Annotated in this window: 19 protein-coding genes; 10 read left to right on the top strand and 9 right to left on the bottom strand. The window is 37.0% G+C overall.

Annotation, left to right across the window (positions count from 1 at the left end):
• The first annotated feature begins 50 nt into the window (after window positions 1–50).
• The 5 genes from AC0JIQ_RS14940 (at window position 51) to htpG (ending at window position 5,969) form a co-directional block, all read left to right on the top strand.
• On the top strand, window positions 51–926 hold the full coding sequence (locus AC0JIQ_RS14940) for an alpha/beta fold hydrolase (RefSeq protein WP_004659337.1): 876 nt from the start codon (window positions 51–53) through the stop codon (window positions 924–926).
• 123 nt (window positions 927–1,049) lie between these two features.
• Window positions 1,050–2,471, top strand: coding sequence for a Na+/H+ antiporter family protein (locus AC0JIQ_RS14935; RefSeq protein ID WP_474202102.1), 1,422 nt, complete (start codon window positions 1,050–1,052; stop codon window positions 2,469–2,471).
• 393 nt (window positions 2,472–2,864) lie between these two features.
• A complete protein-coding gene (locus AC0JIQ_RS14930; RefSeq protein ID WP_250752051.1) occupies window positions 2,865–3,449 on the top strand; it encodes an OmpW/AlkL family protein in 585 nt (194 codons plus the stop codon).
• 133 nt (window positions 3,450–3,582) lie between these two features.
• Window positions 3,583–3,933 (top strand): lysozyme inhibitor LprI family protein, encoded by a 351-nt coding sequence (locus tag AC0JIQ_RS14925; RefSeq protein ID WP_474202101.1) that lies wholly within the window; start codon window positions 3,583–3,585, stop codon window positions 3,931–3,933.
• A gap of 116 nt (window positions 3,934–4,049) precedes the next feature.
• Window positions 4,050–5,969: a molecular chaperone HtpG gene (htpG, locus tag AC0JIQ_RS14920; protein WP_474202100.1), complete on the top strand. Its 1,920-nt coding sequence runs from the start codon at window positions 4,050–4,052 to the stop codon at window positions 5,967–5,969.
• A 90-nt stretch (window positions 5,970–6,059) separates the two neighbouring features.
• Here the strand turns inward: htpG and AC0JIQ_RS14915 are convergent, their stop codons facing one another.
• From AC0JIQ_RS14915 to AC0JIQ_RS14895, 5 genes are all read right to left on the bottom strand, one after another.
• Window positions 6,060–6,941, bottom strand: coding sequence for a selenocysteine synthase (locus tag AC0JIQ_RS14915; RefSeq protein WP_474202099.1), 882 nt, complete (start codon window positions 6,939–6,941; stop codon window positions 6,060–6,062).
• Window positions 6,942–7,072: 131 nt separating this feature from the next.
• A complete protein-coding gene (locus AC0JIQ_RS14910) occupies window positions 7,073–8,203 on the bottom strand; it encodes a hypothetical protein (RefSeq protein ID WP_474202098.1) in 1,131 nt (376 codons plus the stop codon).
• A gap of 194 nt (window positions 8,204–8,397) precedes the next feature.
• Window positions 8,398–9,840, bottom strand: a complete 1,443-nt coding sequence (locus tag AC0JIQ_RS14905; protein ID WP_474202097.1) for a hypothetical protein — start codon at window positions 9,838–9,840, stop codon at window positions 8,398–8,400.
• An 11-nt stretch (window positions 9,841–9,851) separates the two neighbouring features.
• Window positions 9,852–10,037, bottom strand: a complete 186-nt coding sequence (locus tag AC0JIQ_RS14900) for a hypothetical protein (protein WP_004659320.1) — start codon at window positions 10,035–10,037, stop codon at window positions 9,852–9,854.
• 393 nt (window positions 10,038–10,430) lie between these two features.
• On the bottom strand, window positions 10,431–11,126 hold the full coding sequence (locus tag AC0JIQ_RS14895; protein ID WP_241283272.1) for a DsbA family oxidoreductase: 696 nt from the start codon (window positions 11,124–11,126) through the stop codon (window positions 10,431–10,433).
• Window positions 11,127–11,302: 176 nt separating this feature from the next.
• Between AC0JIQ_RS14895 and AC0JIQ_RS14890 the strand changes: the two genes are divergently transcribed.
• Window positions 11,303–12,052, top strand: a complete 750-nt coding sequence (locus tag AC0JIQ_RS14890) for a hypothetical protein (protein WP_474202096.1) — start codon at window positions 11,303–11,305, stop codon at window positions 12,050–12,052.
• A gap of 58 nt (window positions 12,053–12,110) precedes the next feature.
• Here AC0JIQ_RS14890 and AC0JIQ_RS14885 read toward each other — a convergent pair whose 3' ends face one another.
• Window positions 12,111–12,809, bottom strand: coding sequence for a YidX family protein (locus tag AC0JIQ_RS14885; RefSeq protein WP_474202095.1), 699 nt, complete (start codon window positions 12,807–12,809; stop codon window positions 12,111–12,113).
• 289 nt (window positions 12,810–13,098) lie between these two features.
• On the opposite strand from AC0JIQ_RS14885, the gene AC0JIQ_RS14880 reads away from it, so the two are divergent.
• Window positions 13,099–13,611 carry a hypothetical protein gene (locus tag AC0JIQ_RS14880; RefSeq protein WP_474202094.1) on the top strand — a complete coding sequence of 171 codons (513 nt, stop codon included), beginning with the start codon at window positions 13,099–13,101 and terminating at the stop codon, window positions 13,609–13,611.
• 54 nt (window positions 13,612–13,665) lie between these two features.
• Here the strand turns inward: AC0JIQ_RS14880 and AC0JIQ_RS14875 are convergent, their stop codons facing one another.
• From AC0JIQ_RS14875 to fadB, 3 genes are all read right to left on the bottom strand, one after another.
• Window positions 13,666–14,289 (bottom strand): PH domain-containing protein, encoded by a 624-nt coding sequence (locus tag AC0JIQ_RS14875; RefSeq protein ID WP_474202093.1) that lies wholly within the window; start codon window positions 14,287–14,289, stop codon window positions 13,666–13,668.
• Window positions 14,290–14,457: 168 nt separating this feature from the next.
• The gene (fadA, locus tag AC0JIQ_RS14870; RefSeq protein ID WP_474202092.1) at window positions 14,458–15,630 is read right to left on the bottom strand and encodes an acetyl-CoA C-acyltransferase FadA; all 1,173 of its coding nucleotides are present in this window, start codon (window positions 15,628–15,630) and stop codon (window positions 14,458–14,460) included.
• 12 nt (window positions 15,631–15,642) lie between these two features.
• Complete coding sequence (fadB, locus tag AC0JIQ_RS14865) at window positions 15,643–17,796, bottom strand: fatty acid oxidation complex subunit alpha FadB (RefSeq protein ID WP_474203276.1); 2,154 nt, start codon at window positions 17,794–17,796, stop codon at window positions 15,643–15,645.
• A gap of 620 nt (window positions 17,797–18,416) precedes the next feature.
• Between fadB and AC0JIQ_RS14860 the strand changes: the two genes are divergently transcribed.
• The 3 genes from AC0JIQ_RS14860 to AC0JIQ_RS14850 all read left to right on the top strand — a co-directional run bounded on the left by AC0JIQ_RS14860 (window position 18,417) and on the right by AC0JIQ_RS14850 (window position 21,557).
• The gene (locus AC0JIQ_RS14860) at window positions 18,417–19,481 is read left to right on the top strand and encodes a GGDEF domain-containing protein (protein ID WP_004659308.1); all 1,065 of its coding nucleotides are present in this window, start codon (window positions 18,417–18,419) and stop codon (window positions 19,479–19,481) included.
• 158 nt (window positions 19,482–19,639) lie between these two features.
• Entirely contained in the window at window positions 19,640–20,554 is a 915-nt protein-coding gene (gene lpxO / locus AC0JIQ_RS14855) for a lipid A hydroxylase LpxO (protein WP_474202091.1), read from the top strand.
• 136 nt (window positions 20,555–20,690) lie between these two features.
• Window positions 20,691–21,557 carry a hypothetical protein gene (locus tag AC0JIQ_RS14850; RefSeq protein ID WP_474202090.1) on the top strand — a complete coding sequence of 289 codons (867 nt, stop codon included), beginning with the start codon at window positions 20,691–20,693 and terminating at the stop codon, window positions 21,555–21,557.
• The last annotated feature ends 76 nt before the right edge of the window (window positions 21,558–21,633 follow it).

Here is a 21,633-nt window from a genome sequence, read left to right as displayed (position 1 = left end):
CAATGGCTGTTTTATAACCAAGCCGATAGAAAACAAAATGGGAAAGAATTATGCAAGCACAAGTAAAAACAGTAACCACTTCTGACCAACAAAGCCTCTGTGTCAAAACATGGGGGGATGAAAAGAAAACACCATTGGTGTTAGTACATGGTTATCCCGATAACCAGGAAGTATGGGAACCGATTATCGAGCAATTGGTTGATGACTATTATGTCGTTACTTACGATGTACGTGGTGCAGGTTTGTCATCAATTCCAAAGCGTATTAAAGACTATCGATTACCGCGTTTATCTTTGGATTTACAAGAAGTGGTTGATCAAGTGTTACCCAACCGCAATTTCCATATGGCAGCGCATGACTGGGGTTCTTTACAGTCTTGGGAATCAGCAACTGAACCTAAGTTAAAAGGCCGTTTACTATCTTATACAACAATCTCAGGCCCTTGCTTGGATCATGCTTCTTTATATTTGCGTGAAAAGTTTAAATCTGCACCAAGTAATGTACTGAAAATGCTGACTAAATCTTGGTACATTGGTGCTTTCCATTTGCCATTAGTTGCTCCAACCGTATGGACTTTCTTTAGTCCAGAAAAGTGGGGTAAGATTTTAAGTGGCTTAGAGAAAAAACAAAACTTGCCATTAAATGCAAATATTGTGTCAGATGGTAAATATGGTATTAATCTATATCGTGCTAACTTTATTCCTTCACTGACTCAACCACGCCAACGCTATGCTCAATGTCCTGTACAGGCGATTGTATTAAAACGCGATGCATTTGTTAGTCCAGAGTACATTACAGAATCGATGCCAAAATGGGTTGAAAACTTTGAATATGTTGAACTTGATGCCAACCATTGGGCAGTTTTAAGTCAGCCAACCAAAATTGCTGAACTAATCCGTCATTTTGTAAAACGCCAGACTGTTTAAGGCTTTAGCGGATTAATCAAAATAAAAATCACTTAAAACAGATTGCAATTTGGCGACATTTTCAGCTTCTATACAATGAATCTGCTAGAATGTCGCCTTTCTTTTTGCTCCTAAATTTTGTCCATGAATGCTGTCGTAATTGCGATTGCCGTGATGTTTATTTTGTCACTGGCACGCGTTTCTGTTGTTCTCACTTTGGTCATATCAGCCATTATTGGTGGTTTGGTTGCTGGACTGAGCCTTTCTCAAACTGTAGAAGCTTTTAATGCAGGACTGGGAGATGGTGCTGAAGTCGCTTTGGCTTATGCTGTTCTAGGTGCTTTTGCCTTAGCATTATCTAAATCTGGTTTACCAGATTTACTTGCACATAAACTGATTGGTTTATTAGGAATGGAAGCCAGTAAAAATCAAGAAAAAAAAGTGAAATATCTTTTATTAACGATTTTACTCATCGCTGCAATTTTCTCTCAAAATCTAATCCCAGTTCATATTGCTTTTATTCCTGTATTGGTTCCGCCATTGTTAAAAGTGATGAATCACCTCAAGCTTGATCGACGTGCGGCAGCATGTGTACTGACGTTGGGTTTAGTTGGAACATATATATTCTTACCTGTGGGCTTTGGTGCCATTTTCCTTGAACAAATTCTGATGGGAAATATCAATAAGATTGGGGCTGCATATGGTTTGCATGTAGAACGTAGCATGATGCCTATGGGCATGGCGATACCTGTTTTGGGTATGGTTTTAGGTACTTTAGTCGCTGTGTTTATTAGTTATCGTAAACCCCGTGAATACGTTGATCGATCAATTTCACCTGTTACAAGCATTGATTTGGATAAACCACTACGAGCAACAACACAAGCTGAATATGATCTCAAGGTGGATGCTGAAGAGTTGAAGCATGAAGCTGAAAATGTACCTTATATTGCCAAAAAAACCATGCTCATGGCTTTACTTGCAATCGGTTTAACCTTAGTCGCACAGTTGTATTCAGGTTCGATGATTTTAGGTGGCCTTGTTGGTTTTGCTGTGTTATCCGCTTCTGGCATCTTTAAATGGCAAGAAGCCGATGATGTGTTTGTGCAAGGGATGCGAATGATGGCTTTAGTTGGTTTTATCATGATTTCTGCGGCAGGTTTTGCTTCAGTCATGACGCATACAGGCGACATCGCTCATCTAGTGAATGGCGTTGTACATATCATTGGTGATAATCATGCTTTAGCTGCGTTCTTGATGCTATTTATTGGCTTGTTTGTCACGATCGGTATTGGTTCATCTTTCTCAAGTGTACCTGTGCTGGCAGTGATTTATGTGCCACTATGCGTACAATTTGGATTCTCACCTTTAGCAACAATTGCATTGATTGGTACTGCTGCTGCATTAGGTGATGCAGGTTCGCCTGCCTCAGATTCAACATTAGGACCTACAGCAGGACTAGGTGTAGATGGTCAACATGATCACATTTGGGATACTGTAGTGCCAACATTTATACATTTTAATATCCCGCTACTTATTTTTGGCTGGATCGCAGCAATGGTTTTATAATAAAAAGGCTCAATATGAGCCTTTTTTGTTGAGTATAAAAAATATCAAGAAGTGACATTTTTTGTCTGTTTTTTAATCTAATTTTATAATATATTCTAAATAGAAATTTATATGTAATTTAATTTTTAAATTAATCTTAATTTTATTTTTTTAAAAACTTCAGCTAAATTTTAAATAATAAATCTTGATAAAAATACTAGGTTTTATAATGATTTAAGTTGATTAAATTAGTCTGAATTATTTTTATTACATATTTTAACAAATATATTTTTTTATTATTCAATATATTACAAAATCAATCAAAAAGGTTGGAATTAATATGTATTGCATAATGTAAAAACACGTGTTTATTATGTTGAACAAGAACATAATTTTTTAAAAGAGGTTGTTTAAATGCTAAAAAATGTATTAGTTGTTGCATTATTGGGGTTATCATCAACTGCGTTTGCAGGTGGTTTTCAGGTTAAGGTCGGTGGTAGTGTTATTGCGCCAACTGCAGATACAACAGTAGCTCCAGGTGCTGTAGTTAAAGGTGATCATGAATTCGCATTTACACCTTCAGTAGAATATTTCTTTGGTGATACGCCTTTTTCAGCTGAGGTTTTGCTTGCTAACCCAATTAATCACGATGTTCTATTAAATGGTGAGAAAGTTGCAAGTGTTCGTCAATTACCACCGACAATCACAGCAAAATATAACTTTAAGAATTCAACTCGATTTACTCCATATATTGGTGTTGGTGGTACAGCCTTCATTGCATGGCACGAAAAGGGCTTAGCTGATGACGTGAAAAATACTTATGGTTTTGCTGGTCAGTTAGGTTTTAATTTCCAACCTGCTGATGCTAAAAACTGGGGTGTATATATGGATGTTCGATATGCAGATCTTAGCCCTGAAGTTAAGTTGGTTAATGGTACGAAGTTTGATTTAGACCTAAATCCAATGGTCTATACTTTGGGCTATAGCTATAAGTTCTAAGACGATTTAGATTTAAAGAAACCTCACAAATCGTGAGGTTTTCTATTTTGCAATCGTAATATAAAACAGATACAAGCCTGAAACAGAGCGTGCGGTAAGCTAAGAACTAGTTTTTAATAAGTTGTGATCGGTGATGAAAAAATTATTCAGTTCAGCATTATTTCTTATGCCATTACTCATTTTATCTCAAACCCATGCCGCCAGTTTCCCATGCAAAGCTGCAAAATTAAAATCGGAACAACAGATTTGTAACGATCTTGGTTTAAATGATGCAGATGTAAAACTGGCAACAACTTACCAGATTATTTTGCACGCACTACCTATGGGAGGACGTGATGCAGAAAAAGATAAGCAATTCCAATGGTTGAAACAGCGTAATTCATGTGCAGCAAATACCTCTTGTCTTCGTCGTGCATATGCACAAAGACAACAGCAATTGGATCAACTTCTACAAACACGTATATTGAGCCAAGGACCATTCTAATTGTTCTTTTGTGCATTTTTTAACTGAAAAAATAAAATACAAGGATTGAAATATTCAAGATATGCACCATTCATAAATCATTCCAAATATATAAGCCTCAAGATAAGGAGTGATTTATGAGTGAACAAGTCGCACAAAATTATAGTTTCCAAGCTGAAGTTGCTCAGTTATTACATTTGGTGACACATTCGCTGTATTCCAACCCAGAAATTTTCTTACGTGAACTGATTTCAAATGCCTCGGATGCTTGCGATAAGTTACGTTTTGAAGGGATTAATCACCCTGAATATTATGAAAATGATGCCAACTTGCATGTTCGTGTGAGCTTGGATAAAGAGAATAAAACTTTAACTATTTCCGATAATGGTATTGGCCTGAGCCAACAAGAGGCGATAGAGAATCTTGGTACGATTGCAAAATCGGGCACTAAAGATTTTATGTCAAAGTTAAGTGGTGATCAGAAAGCCGATGCACAGTTAATTGGTCAATTTGGGGTTGGTTTTTACTCTGGTTTTATTGTAGCCGATAAAATTACGGTTGAATCACGCCGCGCTGGCTTAGAGACTGCTGAAGGTGTACGTTGGATCAGTGGTGGTACAGGTGAGTTCGAAGTTCAAACGATTGAGAAAGCAACCCGTGGTACCGATATCATCTTGCATTTACGTGATGATGCACTCGACTATTTAGAGTCGTGGAAAGTTAAACAAATCATCAATAAGTATTCAGACCACATCAGTTTGCCAATCGAAATGCAAAAAGAAGTATGGCAAGAAGAGGAAGTCGCTGAGGGCGAAGAGCCTAAAGGCGGTCAGATGGTGAAGACGGATGAATGGGAGGCGATTAACTCTGCTAGTGCATTATGGACACGCAGTAAGAGCGAAATCACTGATGAACAATATATCGACTTTTATAAAAACCTGAGCCATGACTTTGCAGAACCTCTAGCATGGGCACATAACCGTGTCGAGGGTAGTACTGAATATACACAATTATTGTATATCCCAAGTCAAGCTAAACAAGATCTGTTTACACGTGAAGCAAAAGCGGGCATCAAATTGTATGTGAAGCGTGTATTCATTTTGGATGAAGCAGACAACCTCATTCCAAACTATTTACGTTTTGTACAAGGCGTGGTCGATAGTGCTGATTTACCATTAAATGTCAGCCGTGAATTACTTCAAGAAAGCCGTGATGTGAAAACTATTCGTGAAGGCAATGCGCGTCGTGTCTTGACTTTATTGGATGGTTTAGCAAAGTCGGAAGATGAAAAAGACCAAGAGAAATTCAAAGCTTTCTATACTGAATTTGGTTCGGTATTAAAAGAAGGTTTAGGCGAAGACACGGGCAATCGTGAGCGTATCTTGAAGTTATTGCGTTATGCAACTTCTAGCAATGATGAAATCTCGACTTCTTTTGCCGACTATAAAGCACGTATGAAAGAAGGACAGAAAGCGATTTATTATGTGACTGCGGATAATTTAACAGCTGCGAAAAATTCGCCACAACTTGAAGTGTTCAAGAAAAAAGGTATTGAAGTATTGCTCATGGCAGATCGTGTTGATGAGTGGGCAATGAATTTTGTCTTTGAGTTTGATGGTACGCCACTACAAAACGTATCTAAAGGTGCCGTGGATTTAGGAGATTTACAGGATGCCGAAGAGAAAAAGGCTCTAGAGCAAGCGGCTGAGCAGTTTAAGCCTGTGGTGGATCGCTTAACCACATCGTTAAAAGACAAAACCAAAGAAGTGCGTGTTACGACGCGTTTAGTTGATTCACCAGCATGTTTGGTAACGAGTGAGGGTGAACTTTCTCCGCAATTGATTCGCATGTTGAAACAGGCAGGTCAAGCAGTTCCAGAAATTAAACCAACACTGGAGATCAATCCAGAACATCCATTGGTGAAAAAATTAGAAAGCTCTGCGCAGTTTGATGATCTCGCGAATGTGATTTTTGATCAGGCGGTGATAGCAGAAGGTGGCTTACCTGAAGACCCATCAGCCTATGTAAAACGTATTAACAGTTTGTTATTACAATAAGTGATTTGACCTAAAAACCTCTGCTTCGGCAGAGGTTTTTTATATCTATGGATAACATTTAAGTTATCCACAATTATGTTGGTCTTTTGATCAAAACTGTGCTTCAAACTTCATTTGATAGTTGAAAGAATATCCTTGTTCACTCGTTGGTATGTTTACATAATTAATGTCATTTTGCATAAAGACCCAATTACGCCAAATTGGTCTTTTCCAAGAAAAATATGGTCCCCACTCATTCACACGAAGAGCCTTGTTTTCATAATCACCTGTAGTCAAAATTCCATAGGTGAGATTGTTTTGAGATAACAGATTTAATTTCTGAAAAGTGCGATTACTCCATACATATTCCGAGTCTTGAGCTTTAGAAAAGTTAAATTGCGTTGAAATTTGTGTTTGTTCCTGAAATTTTTGGGTTAAATCTAAGTAGGTTTCCGCATAGTTTTTACTGCTTGAACCGTAACGAAAGATTTGAGTTGTATTGAGCCGTAGTCCGGAATGCAAAATCCAGTTTTTCTTTGCGAGAAATTGGACATAAATATCTGTATCTGAATTTGATCCTAAATCTAGATCATTATGAAAGGGCAATAAATTAGACATGGTTGACCAACTTGCGCTGAGTGGATTTGGCGTGGGAATTCTTTTGTAGGCATTGTGCTTGGTATTTTTGCCTAGTTTTTTAGGCGGTTGAGTTTGCTGAGCACGTTGCCATAAAGTGTCATGACCAAAAACCTGCATAAGTTCATCGGCAAGTTGTTGATCGTTGCTTAGTTCATGAGCTTCATCTGTAATCACCGTAGAACATTTTAAAACATGATGTACTTGCGAATGTGGCTGTAAAAAAGATTGATGAGCAAGATGCGTATGATGTCTATTGATTGGGATCAAAACAGGAAAAAAGGGGAGCACTAGGTAACCTAAATATAGATTTCCTATAATCAAAACATACACAAGTATGGCGTATCGATGATTCATGCATAAAAGAAAAATTAAAGAATCAAATAATAATAATCAAAGCTTAATTAATTATTTATTTTATAAGATTGTTTAAAAATGAAAATGCTCAATTAAAATTTAAATTGAGCATTCAAATCATCTAAATGAATTTAGAATAGGGTTTCAAGACGAACGAAAGTACTCACATAATGATTTCGATCCTCGCGATGATCATTGAAATAGTTCAGATCACCTTGTACATAGAACCACTCACGCCATAAAGGTTGTCTCCAAGAAACAAAAGGCCCCCAACTATTTAGACGCAAGTCATTATTGTTGTAATACCCACCTGTATAGAGACCGTAATTAAAATTGTTATGCGCAAAAAATTGGTGTTGGCGGAAAATGCGATTGTCCCATAACAAATCATCATCTTGCTTGTCAGCGTAAGTTAAACTGAATTGATTTGAAAGAAAAGGTTGGTTGGGTCGAGCATGTATCAATTCTAAATTTGTGCGCAAATAGTTCTCACTTTGACTACCATATCGATAGATTTGTTCAGCATTAAAGTGGAAATCATTGTGTAAATCCCAGTGCTTCTCGGCTCTTAGACGTAGGTAAACATCATCACCAGAACGAATACCAATATCTGCATCTGTATCAAATGGTAGCTTTTTGGAAAAATTAGACCAACGTAATGCAATAGAGCCATTACTATCTCGTGTCTGTTTGGAATCAAACTTCTTATCTGGATCTTGATTCGGTTGTGTATTGGTATTGGCAATATTGTTTTTAAATTCGTCATCTAGAGAATCATCACCAAAAACTACGCTAAATTTTTTTTCTAAAGTTGGAAGTTTGATTTTTCCTCGAATACGAGGTTTGACCTCGTAGTTATCATATTCATTCCAATAATTATCCAACATAAAACGAATTGTTGCTGAAGCTGGTTTTTCAGGGTCGACATCACCAAACCAGTCATCAATCTTAACCGAGGTTCGATCAGCCCAGTTGCGAATATCACGCTGTTTACGATCAACCCAAGTTTTATTCTCAGTTTCAGCGGTTGGAGGAACAATAGATTGATCAGATTGTTCAGGAAAAACCGTCGGACTCGCATCTACCCATTTAGGAATATAGTCTAAGAAATTTTCTTGATTTGATGTTTCCGCTTTGGGAATATTATTCTCAGTTTGTTCAACCAGTTTAGTTGCTGCACTAACAGTTGTTGATAAACCGAATGGAAGTACAATGAGCGTATATAAAATATATGATGGTACCGTTTGATTTAAAGTCGTCATAGTTAAAACTTATATATTGTTCTTCATTTAACTTTTGATTATTCAAGCAATAAAATCAAGCTAAAGACACAAAAAACAGCAATTTAACAATTCTTTTGAAAATTTGAATGAGTATTTATGAAAATCCACCATGAAACTTGCAATAAGCAATCACAAGTTTGATGGTGGATTAGATGTATCTTAAAAATGGATATTTAGGTCGCTGAAACATCCGCATTTTCGAGTGCTTGATAGAGATCGTGAACTGAAATTGGTTGAGGGAGACGGCTAATCACTTGACGTATTAATTGCCATGTATAGCCGTCTGCACGATCTAACAATAGATACGGATAAGCTTGATCTTCGCTCGATAATTTTACGCGTTCTGCGCCGTGTAGCACTCTGATTTTTTGACGCTCTTTGAGTAGGATGACTGGCGTCAGAAAAGTCGCTGTTGTTTCTTCAAAAGGAATAAACTTTTGCGTGTTAATAAAGGCAGCAGGAATATAAGGGTAAGATCGCTCATTACGCTGCCAAACTTGACTACCATTCATGATACATTCATTAAATAGTGTTTCATGTTGGTGGTAATGTTGTTTAAAAATAACCCAGTCTGTTTGATGAATCGAGCTTGTTTGAGTATGACGTTGGTCTGTATAAGCTTGTAAGATTGTTGCAGCATATTCGACACTATGAGTACCAATAAGGACAACATAATGTGAAAACTGTCCTTGTGCATAAAGCTGTTCAGCAACAAAGATTTGAGCTGTTTCCCAAACAGGTTGAACGTCATTCTCAGCTTTTAAATATAACCAATCAATTTTAATATTTTGATCAATCTCATCGTGTAGCTCTACACGATATAAAGATGGAAATGTTTTAGGATCGATACGCTCTAAACGACAAACCAGTCCATCTAAATTAAAATCTTTTAGCGCAACAGGTTTAGCTTTATTTAGATTTGCAACAGGACGCACATTTTGTCTAAAACTTGGTTTAGGCTTTGCGGCCGTTGGAATACTTTGTGCTGGAGTATTGGGTACAGATTGAATTCTTTCCTGAATAATTGCTTCGAGTTGTGCTTCAAAATTCGCAGTTTCTTCTCTCATTGCAGATAATCTGTCCTTGTGAATTGTCTGATTTAGATCTAACGATAATTCTGTTGAAGTTTGATGAATTGGTTCTAAAACAGGGATGAGACTTTTGAGTTCATCATCTGTTTTTATATAATCACTTGTACTCGTTTGAATCCATTCAAGTGCTTGTCGAGTAGATGTAAACCAAGGGCTCTTTATAAAAGACAATGTAGGACGAATAACCCAAATTTGCCAATGCTGTGACTGACGTAAAGCTGCCCATCCCATGTCGCCTGATGCAAATAAAGCATGTTCAACACGCCCCATAAATTTAAATGTTCCGCGATAAGTGAGTGCATACCCAAAGCTTTCTAATTCTTCAGCCGAAAATTCTTCTTGTTGAATAAATTCTTTAAATGGAGTGAGTTGTTCTTGAAACAATGGATCGTCACAAGAAGCACAAATATCCTTAATACGTTGCTTTGATTTTGCAATCTCAAAAAGTGAGTTTTTATCGTTGTTTAGCCCAACAATCAGATGTTTGAGCTCATCAACCAATAATGCTTTCTCTAATACGTCCATTGATAGTTTCCTTAGAGATAGGCTTGAGCCTGTTTTAAATAATGAATTAGTACAATATTCACAGCATCATCTAACAGTTTGTATTCAGGTGTATTCGTCAAATTATGCTGTCTAGCCAAGGCTACAAGTTGCTCAATGCATATTTGTTCGGGTTGAATCTGACCATTTATTAGGGCTTGTAACTCTTGAATTTTCATAACAAAAGAATGTCACTTTATGACGATTATAGAAGAAAAATATGCAAAATCTATAGACTGCAAGTTAGTAAAAAATCTCATTTAGGTATTCCAAATAGAGATTTTGATCATGTTTTGGCTTTCAAAGTATCAACATTTTAAAACAATAAATCGGATAAATAGATCGCGCTGGGGAAGTTTATCTATAAATCTATCTCTGTAGTGTGATTTTAATCACATTTTTTTTAGTCAAAAGTTGATCAATAAAATACTTAGTTTGTTACAGAATTTACCACTAGAGATAAACGGTATGCTTTTTAAGATAATAGGTGATGTAACTATCACATCTAGCTTGGATCGTTTGCTGTGTACAAGCTTCAGACAGTTGCTGAAGCTTGTATTTTAGCTAGCTTGTTAGGGCTTAATTTCGCATTGATCATCGCTACATTGAGCCGCATCTGTTTGCTGAATTTCTTCTGTAGAAGCGGATTGAGCTTGCTGTAATGCCTGCAAGAAAATCTCACGTGGTTGTGCGCCTGAAAGTGCTAGTTTTTGATCAAAGACAAAAAAGGGTACACCCGTTACATTTAATTGCTCATGGGCAATTTTTTCATCATGGCGAACAAAATCTGCCAGTTCATCTGAATTCAATACATACTCGACTTCAGCATGATCCAAACCAATCCGTGAAGCGATTTCTTCAACCACTTCACGTTCACCAATTGCAAGACCTTCAGTCATATAAGCATGAAAAAAAGCTTCTTTTGCTTCGTTACCCAAACCTTTGCTTTGAGCCAAATGGATAATACGATGTGCATTAAAGCTGTTGCCTGAATTGGCTTTTTGCCATTGAAAGTCAATGTCTTCAGTCGCTGCCATAGCCGCAACATTACGTTCCATTTCTTCCATGTCAGCAAAGCTACGCCCATATTTCTTTGCTAAGCGTTCCGTATTCGAAGTCTCATGTTTGGCAGGTGCATCTGGATCGAGTTCAAAGCTATGCCAATGAATATCAAGCTCAATTCCTGCTTGTTCAGCAACATGTTCAAGACGCTTTTTCCCAATATAACAAAAAGGGCAAACGACATCTGACCAAATATCTACGCGCATGGCATATCTCTACAATTTCAGTTGATTTGATAATAGGGGCGAAAGTACGAAATTTAAAGCGATGAAAATGTAATGCTCCGTTACGAGAAATGAAATAAAAATCAATTAACAGTCTGTGTTTGATTGATTAAACTTAGATCCAGAACATAAAAAATATAAAGATACTTGGAGGCTGTATGCGCCGTTTTTTATTATTTTTAACTGTCGTCGTGATTTGTTTGGGTACATTCTTTTTCTATCAGTATCGCGTAAAGCAAAATGCAGCAAATACCGAACAAATGTTTGAAATTGTTATGGCTGAAAAAATGCGTGAGCTCTATGATCAAGCGCAGGACTGGAGCAAGCCTATACAACTCAACGTGCATGATGATCGTTTATCTGGTGATTATAAGTTGATGTCCGAGTTCCTACTTAGTTATTGGATGCAAAATGTTGAGGCAAGAAACGCTTATTTAAGGCAACTCAAAGCAGCAAATTGGGATACTTTTCTAGATGTCGAACGTTTAGATCAAGACCGTCAAAAAGGTTATCGTGAGACCGAAAAAATGCTTCAGGATGTTCGAAAAATCTCGACTGAATATGGAATAAAGAGACAGAAAATACAGGCAGATTCACTTGAACAAGCAAAAAATCTTGCCATCCATAATGAAATGAGAAAATCTTTACAAGAAAAACTGCAAAATAACCTGAAAACAGACAAGGCGCATGACATTTTTCCGATTGAACAACAAGTTATTGAGAAAGCACAAGCGATGTTTGATATGTTAAAAACTTACCCTTGGCAAAGACAAGATAACAAGATTCTTTTTAAGGAAACAACACAAGTCAAAAAGTTTAATGCACTTTATCAAGATGTGCTCAGATTAAATCAGAAGATGGATAAAATTAAGCAAAACAATGTTGAAGTATTAGATGAAGAATTATAATTTTGTGATGCAATGATGCCTTGCATACATCATTGCATGATTGAACTCGAGCTTAAGCTTAGTCAAAGATTTTCTCTGCTGCTTGGAAAGGTAGACTCACCACATCAATCGCCACGGCAAAAGGGAGCAATACCAGTTTTTCCAAAGGATTCATACCTGATTTTGATTTATAACTTTCTTCTTTATTGGTATAGATGGAGACTTGGTAAGGCTTACTTAAGGCTTTGAGTGAACTTAGATTATTTGCAGTAGGATAAACAACACCAGCGAGTTTGATATCGAAGCAGAAGCGTTGTGCTTGCATACGTTCATCACTTGAAGAAGAACATTCTCTCGCACCATTCTCAATGAAAAACGCTAAATCTTTTTTGCTCAAGTCTTCTTTTAGTTTTATATATGATAGGGGGAGTGTGCCTGAAAAATTGCCATCATTTTTTTCAGAATAAAAGCTTAGCTCACGTGTAATTTGAATATTTTTTGGGTCGAGCTTTGTGATTAAGCTCACAAATTGGGATCCACCTTGGGTAAGGATATAGCTATTCTTTTGCCCTGCGATTACGAGACTATCTTGAGGTAAATTTGAAGATTGTTGAGCAGGTCTTCCAAACGCAATGACAGTATCTTCAACTAAAGTAACCTTAGTTGTGCGAATATAAGTTTTACTGTCTTTGGTAATAAGGGTTTTGGTTGCACAACCTGCTAAACATAATCCTGTAATCGATATCGCTGTAGTCATTTTAATTAGAGTTGAAAACATCCATTTCTCCCAATCGTTTTTAAAGTATAGAAAATAATCAATATTTATAAATTCACTCGAGCACAGTAATCAAAAAAACGAGCTTATGCGAGATTTTTTCCTCTTTTATCTATTCATTTTACAAAGATCAGACATATTATTTGATTCGCTCATTTTATCTTACGTTCAAAAAAATAATCCTATTTACCGTTTATCAGAGTGATACAGAATTCAATATTACTTTGTTGTAGGCTTAAGCTTACAGTTATTTTTATTTAATGTTTAAGGTGAATGATTTTTGGAGCAAGTGATGAACTTTCTAAAACGATCAGCGCTGATGATGGCATTTACTTTGGTTGGGTTTTCATCAGTACATGCCGAAGAGGTTGCAACTTTACCAACCATTCGTCTTATGGCTGAATCTGAATTACGTGAAGAAGTCGTAGGACCTACTCCATTTCAAGAAGATAAAAAAGTACGTCAAGCACTTCAGCATCGTATTTATAAAACTCATACTGATATGCAGAATGCAGGAATTCCTGAGAATATTAGTGCAGTTGAATTTGAGCCAAAGGCTGCGCAGCCTGATTTGTCTCAGGTTTCACCATTTTTAGAAGATTATATTTTAGCTGTCGCAATGGGATTTCAGTCTTCTAACCCAAGTAATGGTGTATTTAAAATATTAGAGCCGTTGAATATTAATCGAGATAATGCTGAGGCTTTTCGTGAAGGATCTATAAAAGTTAGGTTGGATGATTTATTAAGATTACAACAACAGATTGATGCTGGTTTAAAAACACCCCAAAATTTTCCAACGCGCTAAATTTTATATTTTGTTATATGTAAATCCCCACATATCTTGCGGGGATTTTTTGTATTATTGTTTGAGATAACGCTCAAAAATTCTAGAAAAATCATAATTTTCAATTTGTTTACGGCGTTCAGTAAATTTATTTTCAACTTGAATCGTCGTCTGTGAAATAATATCGGGGAGGTTTAACAACACTTGTTCTGGTAATTCACGCAGAGAAAACATGTTATTCACAGCTTGTTGAGTAATTACTAATGAATTCATTTGACGTTCTATTTCTTTACACGCTTCCCCAATACTAAACAGAGCTTTATATAAATCTCGTACTTTTTCGATTTGTGATTTTTCAATATCAATTGAATAACTTGCTCCACCAAGTTGGAATTTGATTTCGACATCGCGATCAATGGTACCTGCGGTTTCAAGCAACACGCGACTGATCTGATAATGTTTATAAGGGTAGCGATTTAAAGTACGTTTTTTGCTGACCGCACTGGTACCATCAAGATGAATAAATGATGTGTTGGTGAAACAATATTCATCAGTTTTTGCTTTGATCAAAAAGAAAATTTTTTCATTGTCTTCATGGAAAATATAGTCATCAATATCTGTTTTGTCATAGTCTCTTGGTTCAATAATCTTACCGATATCACTGGTTCCCATTAGATCGGCTGCCATATTTTTAAACATTGTTAGAACCTTATTATTTATTGGAATAGCGATCATAATTTGCAGTGTATGGTTCTGTCTACAGTGGGTATTGGTATTTCAAGGATTCGATACAACGATGAAACGAATTTCTATCACATAAAAAAATCCCCGCATATAGCGGAGATTTTCTTTTTATCTCAGTGTCGATTAAACACGTTCGATAATTGTCGCGATACCTTGACCAAGACCGATACACATGGTCGCAAGACCGATTTGCGTATCTTGTTGTTCCATCACGTTCAACAATGTAGTAGTGATACGAGCACCAGAACAGCCCAATGGGTGACCTAATGCAATCGCACCACCATTCAAATTGATGATGTCTTGCTTGTCATAGATGCCTAAGCCTTTCATTACTGATAAGCCTTGAGCAGCAAATGCTTCGTTTAATTCGATAGTTTGGATATCCGCCATCGTTAAACCAGCACGTTTAAGCGCTTTTTGAGTTGCTGGAACAGGACCATAACCCATGATCGCAGCATCACAACCTGCAATCGCCATAGAGCGAATCACAGCACGAGGTTTTAAACCTAAAGATGCAGCACGTTCAGCTGACATCAACAACATTGCAGATGCACCGTCAGAAAGAGCAGAAGAAGTTGCTGCTGTTACTGAACCACCTTTAGGATCGAAAACAGGTTTCAATGCTTTGAATGCTTCAAGGTTTGCATCAGCACGAATTACTTCATCGATGTCGCAAAGGATTTTGAAGCCATTAGCATCATGACCTTCAACACCCACGATTTCGTTTTTGAAACGACCTTCTTGAGTTGCAGCCCAAGCACGACGGTGAGATTCAACACCGAAAGCATCTTGTTCTTCACGAGAAATTTGGTTCATACGACCTAACATTTCAGCCGTTAAGCCCATCATGTTCGATGCTTTTGCATAATGTTTAGATGCTTCTGGGTTAAGGTCGATGCCGTGCATCATACCTACGTGGCCCATATGCTCTACACCACCGATGATAAATACATCACCTTGATTTGTAGCGATCTGTGCAGCAGCCGTATGGATTGCTTGCATAGAAGAACCACAAAGACGGTTTACTGTTTGACCGCCAGCAGTCTTAGGAATGTCAGCTAATAAACCAATGTTACGAGCAATGTTCATACCTTGCTCTAAAGTTTGGTTTACGCAGCCCCAGATTACGTCTTCAACTTCATTGGTATCAAACTGGTTACGAGCAACAAGTGCACGTACTAATTCAGCAGATAAACTGTCGGCACGTACATTGCGGAACATACCGTTACGTGATTTGCCCATGGCAGAACGAACGCCATCAACAATCACAACGTCACGTGGATTTAAAGTAGCCATTCACGTCGCTCCTTAACCGTAGAATTTTGTGTTGTTAGCAGCCATGTCACGCAACATTTGTGGCGCTTCATAAGCCTTACCTAAGTGTGCATATTTGTCGCAAAGCGCAACGTATTCAGCAACACCTGTTTGGTCGATGTAACGGCATGGACCACCACGGAATGGAGGGAAACCTACACCCATGATCATCGCCATATCTGCTTCAGAAGCAGTTGCAACGATGTTGTCTTCTAGGCAACGAACTGTTTCGTTACAGAAAGCAAGCATCATACGGTCAATGATTTCTTGGTTATCAAACTCGCGTTTTTCACCAGTAACGAAAGGCGCAATGATTTCGTAAGCTGTTGGATCAACAGTTTTCGCTTTCTTACCTTTCTTGTCTAACACGTATTTGTAGAAACCAACGTCATTCTTTTGACCAAGACGTTTTGCTTCGTACATCGCTTCGATAGAACCTTTGTAGTCTGGCTTCATACGGTCAGGGAAACCTTCAGCCATCACTTCTGCGCCATGTACACCTGTATCGATACCAACAACATCGATTAAGTATGCAGGACCCATAGGCCAGCCGAATTTCGCCATTACATTATCCACTTGTTGGAAATCTGCACCGTCTTTTACAAGTAGGTCAAATGCACCAAAGTAAGGGAACAATACACGGTTAACCAAGAAACCTGGGCAGTCGTTAACAACGATTGGTGTTTTACCCATTTTTTGAGCAAGAACAACAGTTGTTGCGATCGCTTCTTCAGACGTCTTTTCACCACGAATCACTTCTACAAGTGGCATCATGTGTACTGGGTTGAAGAAGTGCATACCAACGAAGTTTTCAGGACGTTGTAATGCTTTTGCTAAACGTGTAATTGAAATCGTTGATGTATTAGATGCAATGATCGTATTTTCACGAACATGCTTTTCAGTATCAGCAAGCACGATTTCTTTTACTTTTGGATTTTCAGTCACGGCTTCGATCACGATATCCACTTCTTTAAACTCGTCATAGCTTAAAGTTGGACGGATACGAGCAAGTGTTTCACCCATTTGTGCAGGTTTCATTTTCTTGCGTTCAACTTGCTTAGTGAGCAAGCCATTCGCTTCTTTCATACCGAGTGCAAGTTGTGGGTTACCAATGTCTTTCATGATGATTGGTGTGCCTTTGCTTGCCGCTTGGTAAGCAATACCACCACCCATGATACCCGCACCTAATACAGCTGCTTGGTTAACAGGGTGAGCACCTTTCTCATATTTTTTCGCAGTTTTCTTCACCACTTGGTCATTGATGAATAAACCAATCAATGCACCTGCTTGTGGCGTAATCGCTGCTTTAGCAAAACCTTGAGCTTCAGCTTTTAATGCGTCATCACGTGTTAAGCTTGCACCTGCTTGTAATGAATCAAGCAATAATTTTGGCGCAGGGTATTGAGCAGGGTTTGCTTTTGCAAGTACCGCACCTTTTGCTGTATTGAACGCCATCATTTGTTCAAGTGGGTTTAATTTAATTGCGTCTAATTTTTCTTGACGTTTTGCTTTCCAGTTCAAACGACCAGCAATGGCTTGTTTTACCAAATCAATCGCAGCTTCTTGAAGTTTGTCAGCAGCAACAACCGCATCTACAGCACCATCTTTCAGTGCAGCAGCTGGTTTTTTCGGGTTCGCCATTGCCATCCATTCAACGGCATTGTCGATACCGATTAAACGGCTTAAACGTACGCTACCACCAAAACCAGGATAGATACCGAGTTTGATTTCTGGTAAGCCAACTTGAGCTTGCTCAGACATGACACGGTAGTCACACACTAAGCACATTTCAAAACCACCACCAAGCGCTGTGCCATTAATCGCAGCAACTTTAGGGATGTCTAAATCTTCAAAGCTATTGAAGACGTCATGTACAGGCATAAGCCAATCAACAATTGCTTGTTCACCAGCAGCGAAGTTGTCGCCAAATTCAGTAATATCTGCACCAACGATAAATGTTGATTTACCAGAGGTAACAACTAAGCCTTTAATGTCGTTATTGGCTTTAACCGCAGCAATTGCTGCTTGGAAGTCTTCGATGGTTGCACGGTTAAATTTATTAACCGACTCACCTTGTAAGTCAAAGCGGAATTCTGCAATTCCGTCCGCAAGCATTTGGACGGTAATGGCATTGCCAGCGTGGATCATGCCTGATCTCCCTTGTTGTGGAGGATTCTGAGTTGATGTCATAAAGCGTGTATGCGTTAGCGCACACAAAATGCTTCGCTAATCTTACGATAACTATATCCAAAAAGGACATAACAAGTTGTATCAAGCCGTGACGCTAGGGTCATCTATTCTTTTAAAGAATTTATTTCTAAGGCTTGTATAAAAATAGAAAGCTATTTTTTCCTTTAAAAACAGTGAAAAGTTGATTGATTTTAGTCATGTGATTATCGGTTTTAAACGTAAAAAGTGCATTAAGCAACCCATAAATCATTTTTAAATTCATATATTTTTTATTAGCATATTTAAGCTAATATTTAAGTTAATATTTAAGTTAAGTTGATAAAGTTATGGCTTATTTATTGCTTTATTATAGATGTAGAGAAAGCAATATTTTGTTGTTAACTCTTTGTTGAAAAAGGATTTTGAAAGATTTTTTTTGTTTTTGAAATGAGACATAGTTTGATTTTATGACAAAAAATGTTAGTTATAGCTATTTTTAGGGTTTATGTGAAAACGAATAGAAAAATAATTATTTGTTGATGATGTGGTTGGGAAGCTGAATAAAAAAACAAACCTGTTTAGGGAAGGCTGGGTAAAGGATGAAACCAACAGACCAAACATTGATGAAACAAATGCATATTTCGATTGAAGAAATTGAATATCGACGATCTTTGCTTAGTTTAAGTCATCAAGAATTACAGCAGTTGGTTGACTTAGGGGAACAAATTGATCTTGAGTATCTACTTGACCAAGTTGTGATTACCTTTTATCAACAGCAAACCTCGATTTCTGAGATTGCGTCACTGATTGGCGATATAGACACTTTATCTCGGTTACAACATGCACAACGGCAATACTTGGTAGAACTTTTTTCAGGGAATTATGATGCAAATTATGTCAATAACCGATTGAGAATCGGTTTAGTACATAAACGAATTGGCGTCGAACCCAAATTATATTTATCGGCCGTCTATCATCTCAAAACCATGCTGATATCGATGATTCAACAACAATTAGGCGATACAGAGAATTTTCATCAAATACGTTCTACTTTAGAAAAGTTATTTATGTTTGATATTTCGCTGGTTGTAGAAACCTATGTGTGGAGTTTGGTTAGTGAATTGAAGGCATCTAAAGAAAAAATTGAGCAATATGCTTCTGTGTTAGAAGATCGTGCTCAGCAAATGGAAGCTTTATCTCAAACCGATCCGCTCACAGGACTATTAAATGTGAGACATTTAAATCGTATTTTAAATTCGACAATTTATGCGGCTGAACGAAGTTTAGAACCCGTCACAGTCGTATTTATCGACATCAATGATTTTAAAATGATCAATGATAATTTTGGACATTCTAAAGGTGATCAAATCTTAAAAGTTGTAGCGGATGCGATTCGATTCGTTGCACGTTTGGATGATCATTGTTTTAGATGTGGTGGAGATGAGTTTTGTATTGTATTTCCGCGTTGTACTGAAGCACAGGCACTTGAAAGTTTCGTTCCGAGATTACTACAGTATGTTTATCAAATTGAGCCGAGTATTACTTTGAGTATCGGTGTAAAACAAACAGATCATGTTGATGGTTACTTAGATGCATCTACTTTGATTCATGAAGCTGATGCAAAAATGTATTTGGTCAAAAAACAGCAAAAAATAAAAAAATAACAATTTTCATTGGAAGATTAATTTTTATATCTGCATGATATTTATTGTTTATTTTATCTAATGAATTAAGTGGAACAAATTGTTGAACCAAAATTGGCTAGAAATTAAAAAAGACAATGATAAAATTCCGAGATTCATTTTTTTGGTCGATTTTTTCAATGGTTAAATGGATCATTTTAGCGATTTTTATTATTTCAGCTTTGTATATTCAACGACGCGGTAAAGTAAAGCATTCGTTTTATCGTCAATTTTTCGATCATTCAACGATTCTTGCGCCTATAAACTTTTTAATGTACATGTTTTCTAAAGTACCGAATCAACCTTATATTGATACGCAGTATTTTAAAGATTTAAAAGTTTTAGATGAAAATTGGGAAATGATTCGAGACGAAGCCAAAGCTTTATATGACAAAGGTGGGATTAAAGCTTCAAGTAGTTATGATGACCTCGGTTTCAATTCCTTCTTTAAAACAGGTTGGAAACGTTTCTATTTGAAATGGTACGACTCGGCACATCCATCTGCTGCTGAACTTTGCCCAAAAACAACCGCATTATTAAAAACCCTCCCAACAATTAAAGCTGCGATGTTTACTGAGTTGGCACCAGATAGCCGTTTAGTTCGCCATCGTGATCCTTATGCGGGTTCATTGCGTTACCATTTAGGTCTTATTACACCAAATGATGATCGCTGTTTTATTGATGTTGATGGTCAGCGCTATTCGTGGCGTGATGGTGAAAGTGTGGTGTTTGATGAAACCTATATCCATTATGCGGAAAACACCACTGACCAGAATCGTATTATTTTTTTCGCTGATGTAGAACGCCCATTAAAAACCCGTTTTATGGAAAAGTTTAATCATTGGTTTGGTAAAAGTGTCATGACGGCAGCCAGTTCACCTAATGAAGCGGGTGATCAAACTGGTGGATTGAATAAGCTTTTTGGATATGTTTATCAATTCCGTTTAAAAGCCAAAGCTTTAAAAGCAAGCAATCGTGGTTTATATTATTTTTTGAAATGGTTCATCATGTTAGGGCTATTTTTCTTAATTTTTATTCGACCTTATGTATTTTAAGTCTGAATGAGATCAACGCCCGAAAGGGCGTTTTTTTATAACGATGATTTGGTTATTTATTTGTTTATTAATATTGTATCAAATGGTCTAAATTGAGCATAATTTGCAGGCATTTTATTAAAATTGAGAAACCATAATGAAAAAATTTTTACTGATTAATTTAAGCCTTTTAAGTTTAGTGGCTTGTAGTGATGAAAATAATGATATCTATGGAAAGGTTGACCCAAAGAATAAAGCTTTTTATAGTTATGATTTTGCAGCGGCAAATACCTCAAACAAGCTAACAAAGAAATTATACCAAGTAGATAAAAATAATGATCTTTTAATTCGTTATACTGAAACACCGAAATTGCAAACAGAAGCACTTCGAAACTTTATAACGAGCAATGGTATATCCACTATATTACCACCTCAAAATACTACGGGTGCTTATATGGTCGGTCGTAAAGCGATATTTAATGACACTGTTTTAGAATATGAGCCTTATAATTTAGAGCAGAGAACAGCATTTAAACTCACCTATCAACTTAAAAAAATTGATTTGTCAGGTTTAAATGTCTCTGATTATATCAGCTATTTTTTGACTCAAGCAAAAGCTTCATCGTTCATAAACGATGTAACATTAGATATTATTAAAGGAATATTGTTTGCCAGTCAGGATAAATTCCCAGCAGGTGCAACATGTTGGCAAAAACAAGTTCAGTTGAGTACTCAAGATTATATTGAATCTTATCCAACCCAAAATCTGTCACATGTAAGTGTAGGAAGTAATATCATCCGCCAAGATATTTGGCAAAATGCAGCTTGGACTGCATTTCAACCTAATACTGAGTTTAATTTAGCAGACACTCGGATTCGTCATCAGTCTCGTGAATATTGGGGTTTTTACCATACAACTAGAGAAGTTAATCCAATCGCTCCAACAAATGAACTAGCCTGTGATTTCTTTAATGAGTCTGCATTTAATAGCGCTAATAACGTATTGAGTCGAGTTTTTAAATAATAGGTGTTATTTGAGTTATTGAATTGATGGATTTTAGCTCAATTGACTTGAAATTGATTTATGCAGACTACATCAT

Source organism: Acinetobacter sp. FB (assembly GCF_056033405.1).
This window is presented reverse-complemented; position numbering and strand designations above follow the sequence as displayed.

Excerpts from the sequence above, each read along its gene's own strand:
- AC0JIQ_RS14900 (WP_004659320.1), bottom strand. The coding sequence starts at position 10,037 with ATGAAAATTCAAGAGTTACAAGCCCTAATAAATGGTCAGATTCAACCC.
- AC0JIQ_RS14850 (WP_474202090.1), top strand. The coding sequence starts at position 20,691 with ATGAAAAAATTTTTACTGATTAATTTAAGCCTTTTAAGTTTAGTGGCT.
- AC0JIQ_RS14910 (WP_474202098.1), bottom strand. The coding sequence starts at position 8,203 with ATGACGACTTTAAATCAAACGGTACCATCATATATTTTATATACGCTC.
- AC0JIQ_RS14875 (WP_474202093.1), bottom strand. The coding sequence starts at position 14,289 with ATGTTTAAAAATATGGCAGCCGATCTAATGGGAACCAGTGATATCGGT.
- AC0JIQ_RS14930 (WP_250752051.1), top strand. The coding sequence starts at position 2,865 with ATGCTAAAAAATGTATTAGTTGTTGCATTATTGGGGTTATCATCAACT.
- AC0JIQ_RS14895 (WP_241283272.1), bottom strand. The coding sequence starts at position 11,126 with ATGCGCGTAGATATTTGGTCAGATGTCGTTTGCCCTTTTTGTTATATT.
- AC0JIQ_RS14940 (WP_004659337.1), top strand. The coding sequence starts at position 51 with ATGCAAGCACAAGTAAAAACAGTAACCACTTCTGACCAACAAAGCCTC.
- AC0JIQ_RS14915 (WP_474202099.1), bottom strand. The coding sequence starts at position 6,941 with ATGAATCATCGATACGCCATACTTGTGTATGTTTTGATTATAGGAAAT.
- lpxO (WP_474202091.1), top strand. The coding sequence starts at position 19,640 with ATGGTTAAATGGATCATTTTAGCGATTTTTATTATTTCAGCTTTGTAT.
- htpG (WP_474202100.1), top strand. The coding sequence starts at position 4,050 with ATGAGTGAACAAGTCGCACAAAATTATAGTTTCCAAGCTGAAGTTGCT.
- AC0JIQ_RS14885 (WP_474202095.1), bottom strand. The coding sequence starts at position 12,809 with ATGTTTTCAACTCTAATTAAAATGACTACAGCGATATCGATTACAGGA.
- AC0JIQ_RS14860 (WP_004659308.1), top strand. The coding sequence starts at position 18,417 with ATGAAACCAACAGACCAAACATTGATGAAACAAATGCATATTTCGATT.
- AC0JIQ_RS14905 (WP_474202097.1), bottom strand. The coding sequence starts at position 9,840 with ATGGACGTATTAGAGAAAGCATTATTGGTTGATGAGCTCAAACATCTG.
- fadB (WP_474203276.1), bottom strand. The coding sequence starts at position 17,796 with ATGATCCACGCTGGCAATGCCATTACCGTCCAAATGCTTGCGGACGGA.
- fadA (WP_474202092.1), bottom strand. The coding sequence starts at position 15,630 with ATGGCTACTTTAAATCCACGTGACGTTGTGATTGTTGATGGCGTTCGT.
- AC0JIQ_RS14935 (WP_474202102.1), top strand. The coding sequence starts at position 1,050 with ATGAATGCTGTCGTAATTGCGATTGCCGTGATGTTTATTTTGTCACTG.
- AC0JIQ_RS14880 (WP_474202094.1), top strand. The coding sequence starts at position 13,099 with ATGAACTTTCTAAAACGATCAGCGCTGATGATGGCATTTACTTTGGTT.
- AC0JIQ_RS14890 (WP_474202096.1), top strand. The coding sequence starts at position 11,303 with ATGCGCCGTTTTTTATTATTTTTAACTGTCGTCGTGATTTGTTTGGGT.
- AC0JIQ_RS14925 (WP_474202101.1), top strand. The coding sequence starts at position 3,583 with ATGAAAAAATTATTCAGTTCAGCATTATTTCTTATGCCATTACTCATT.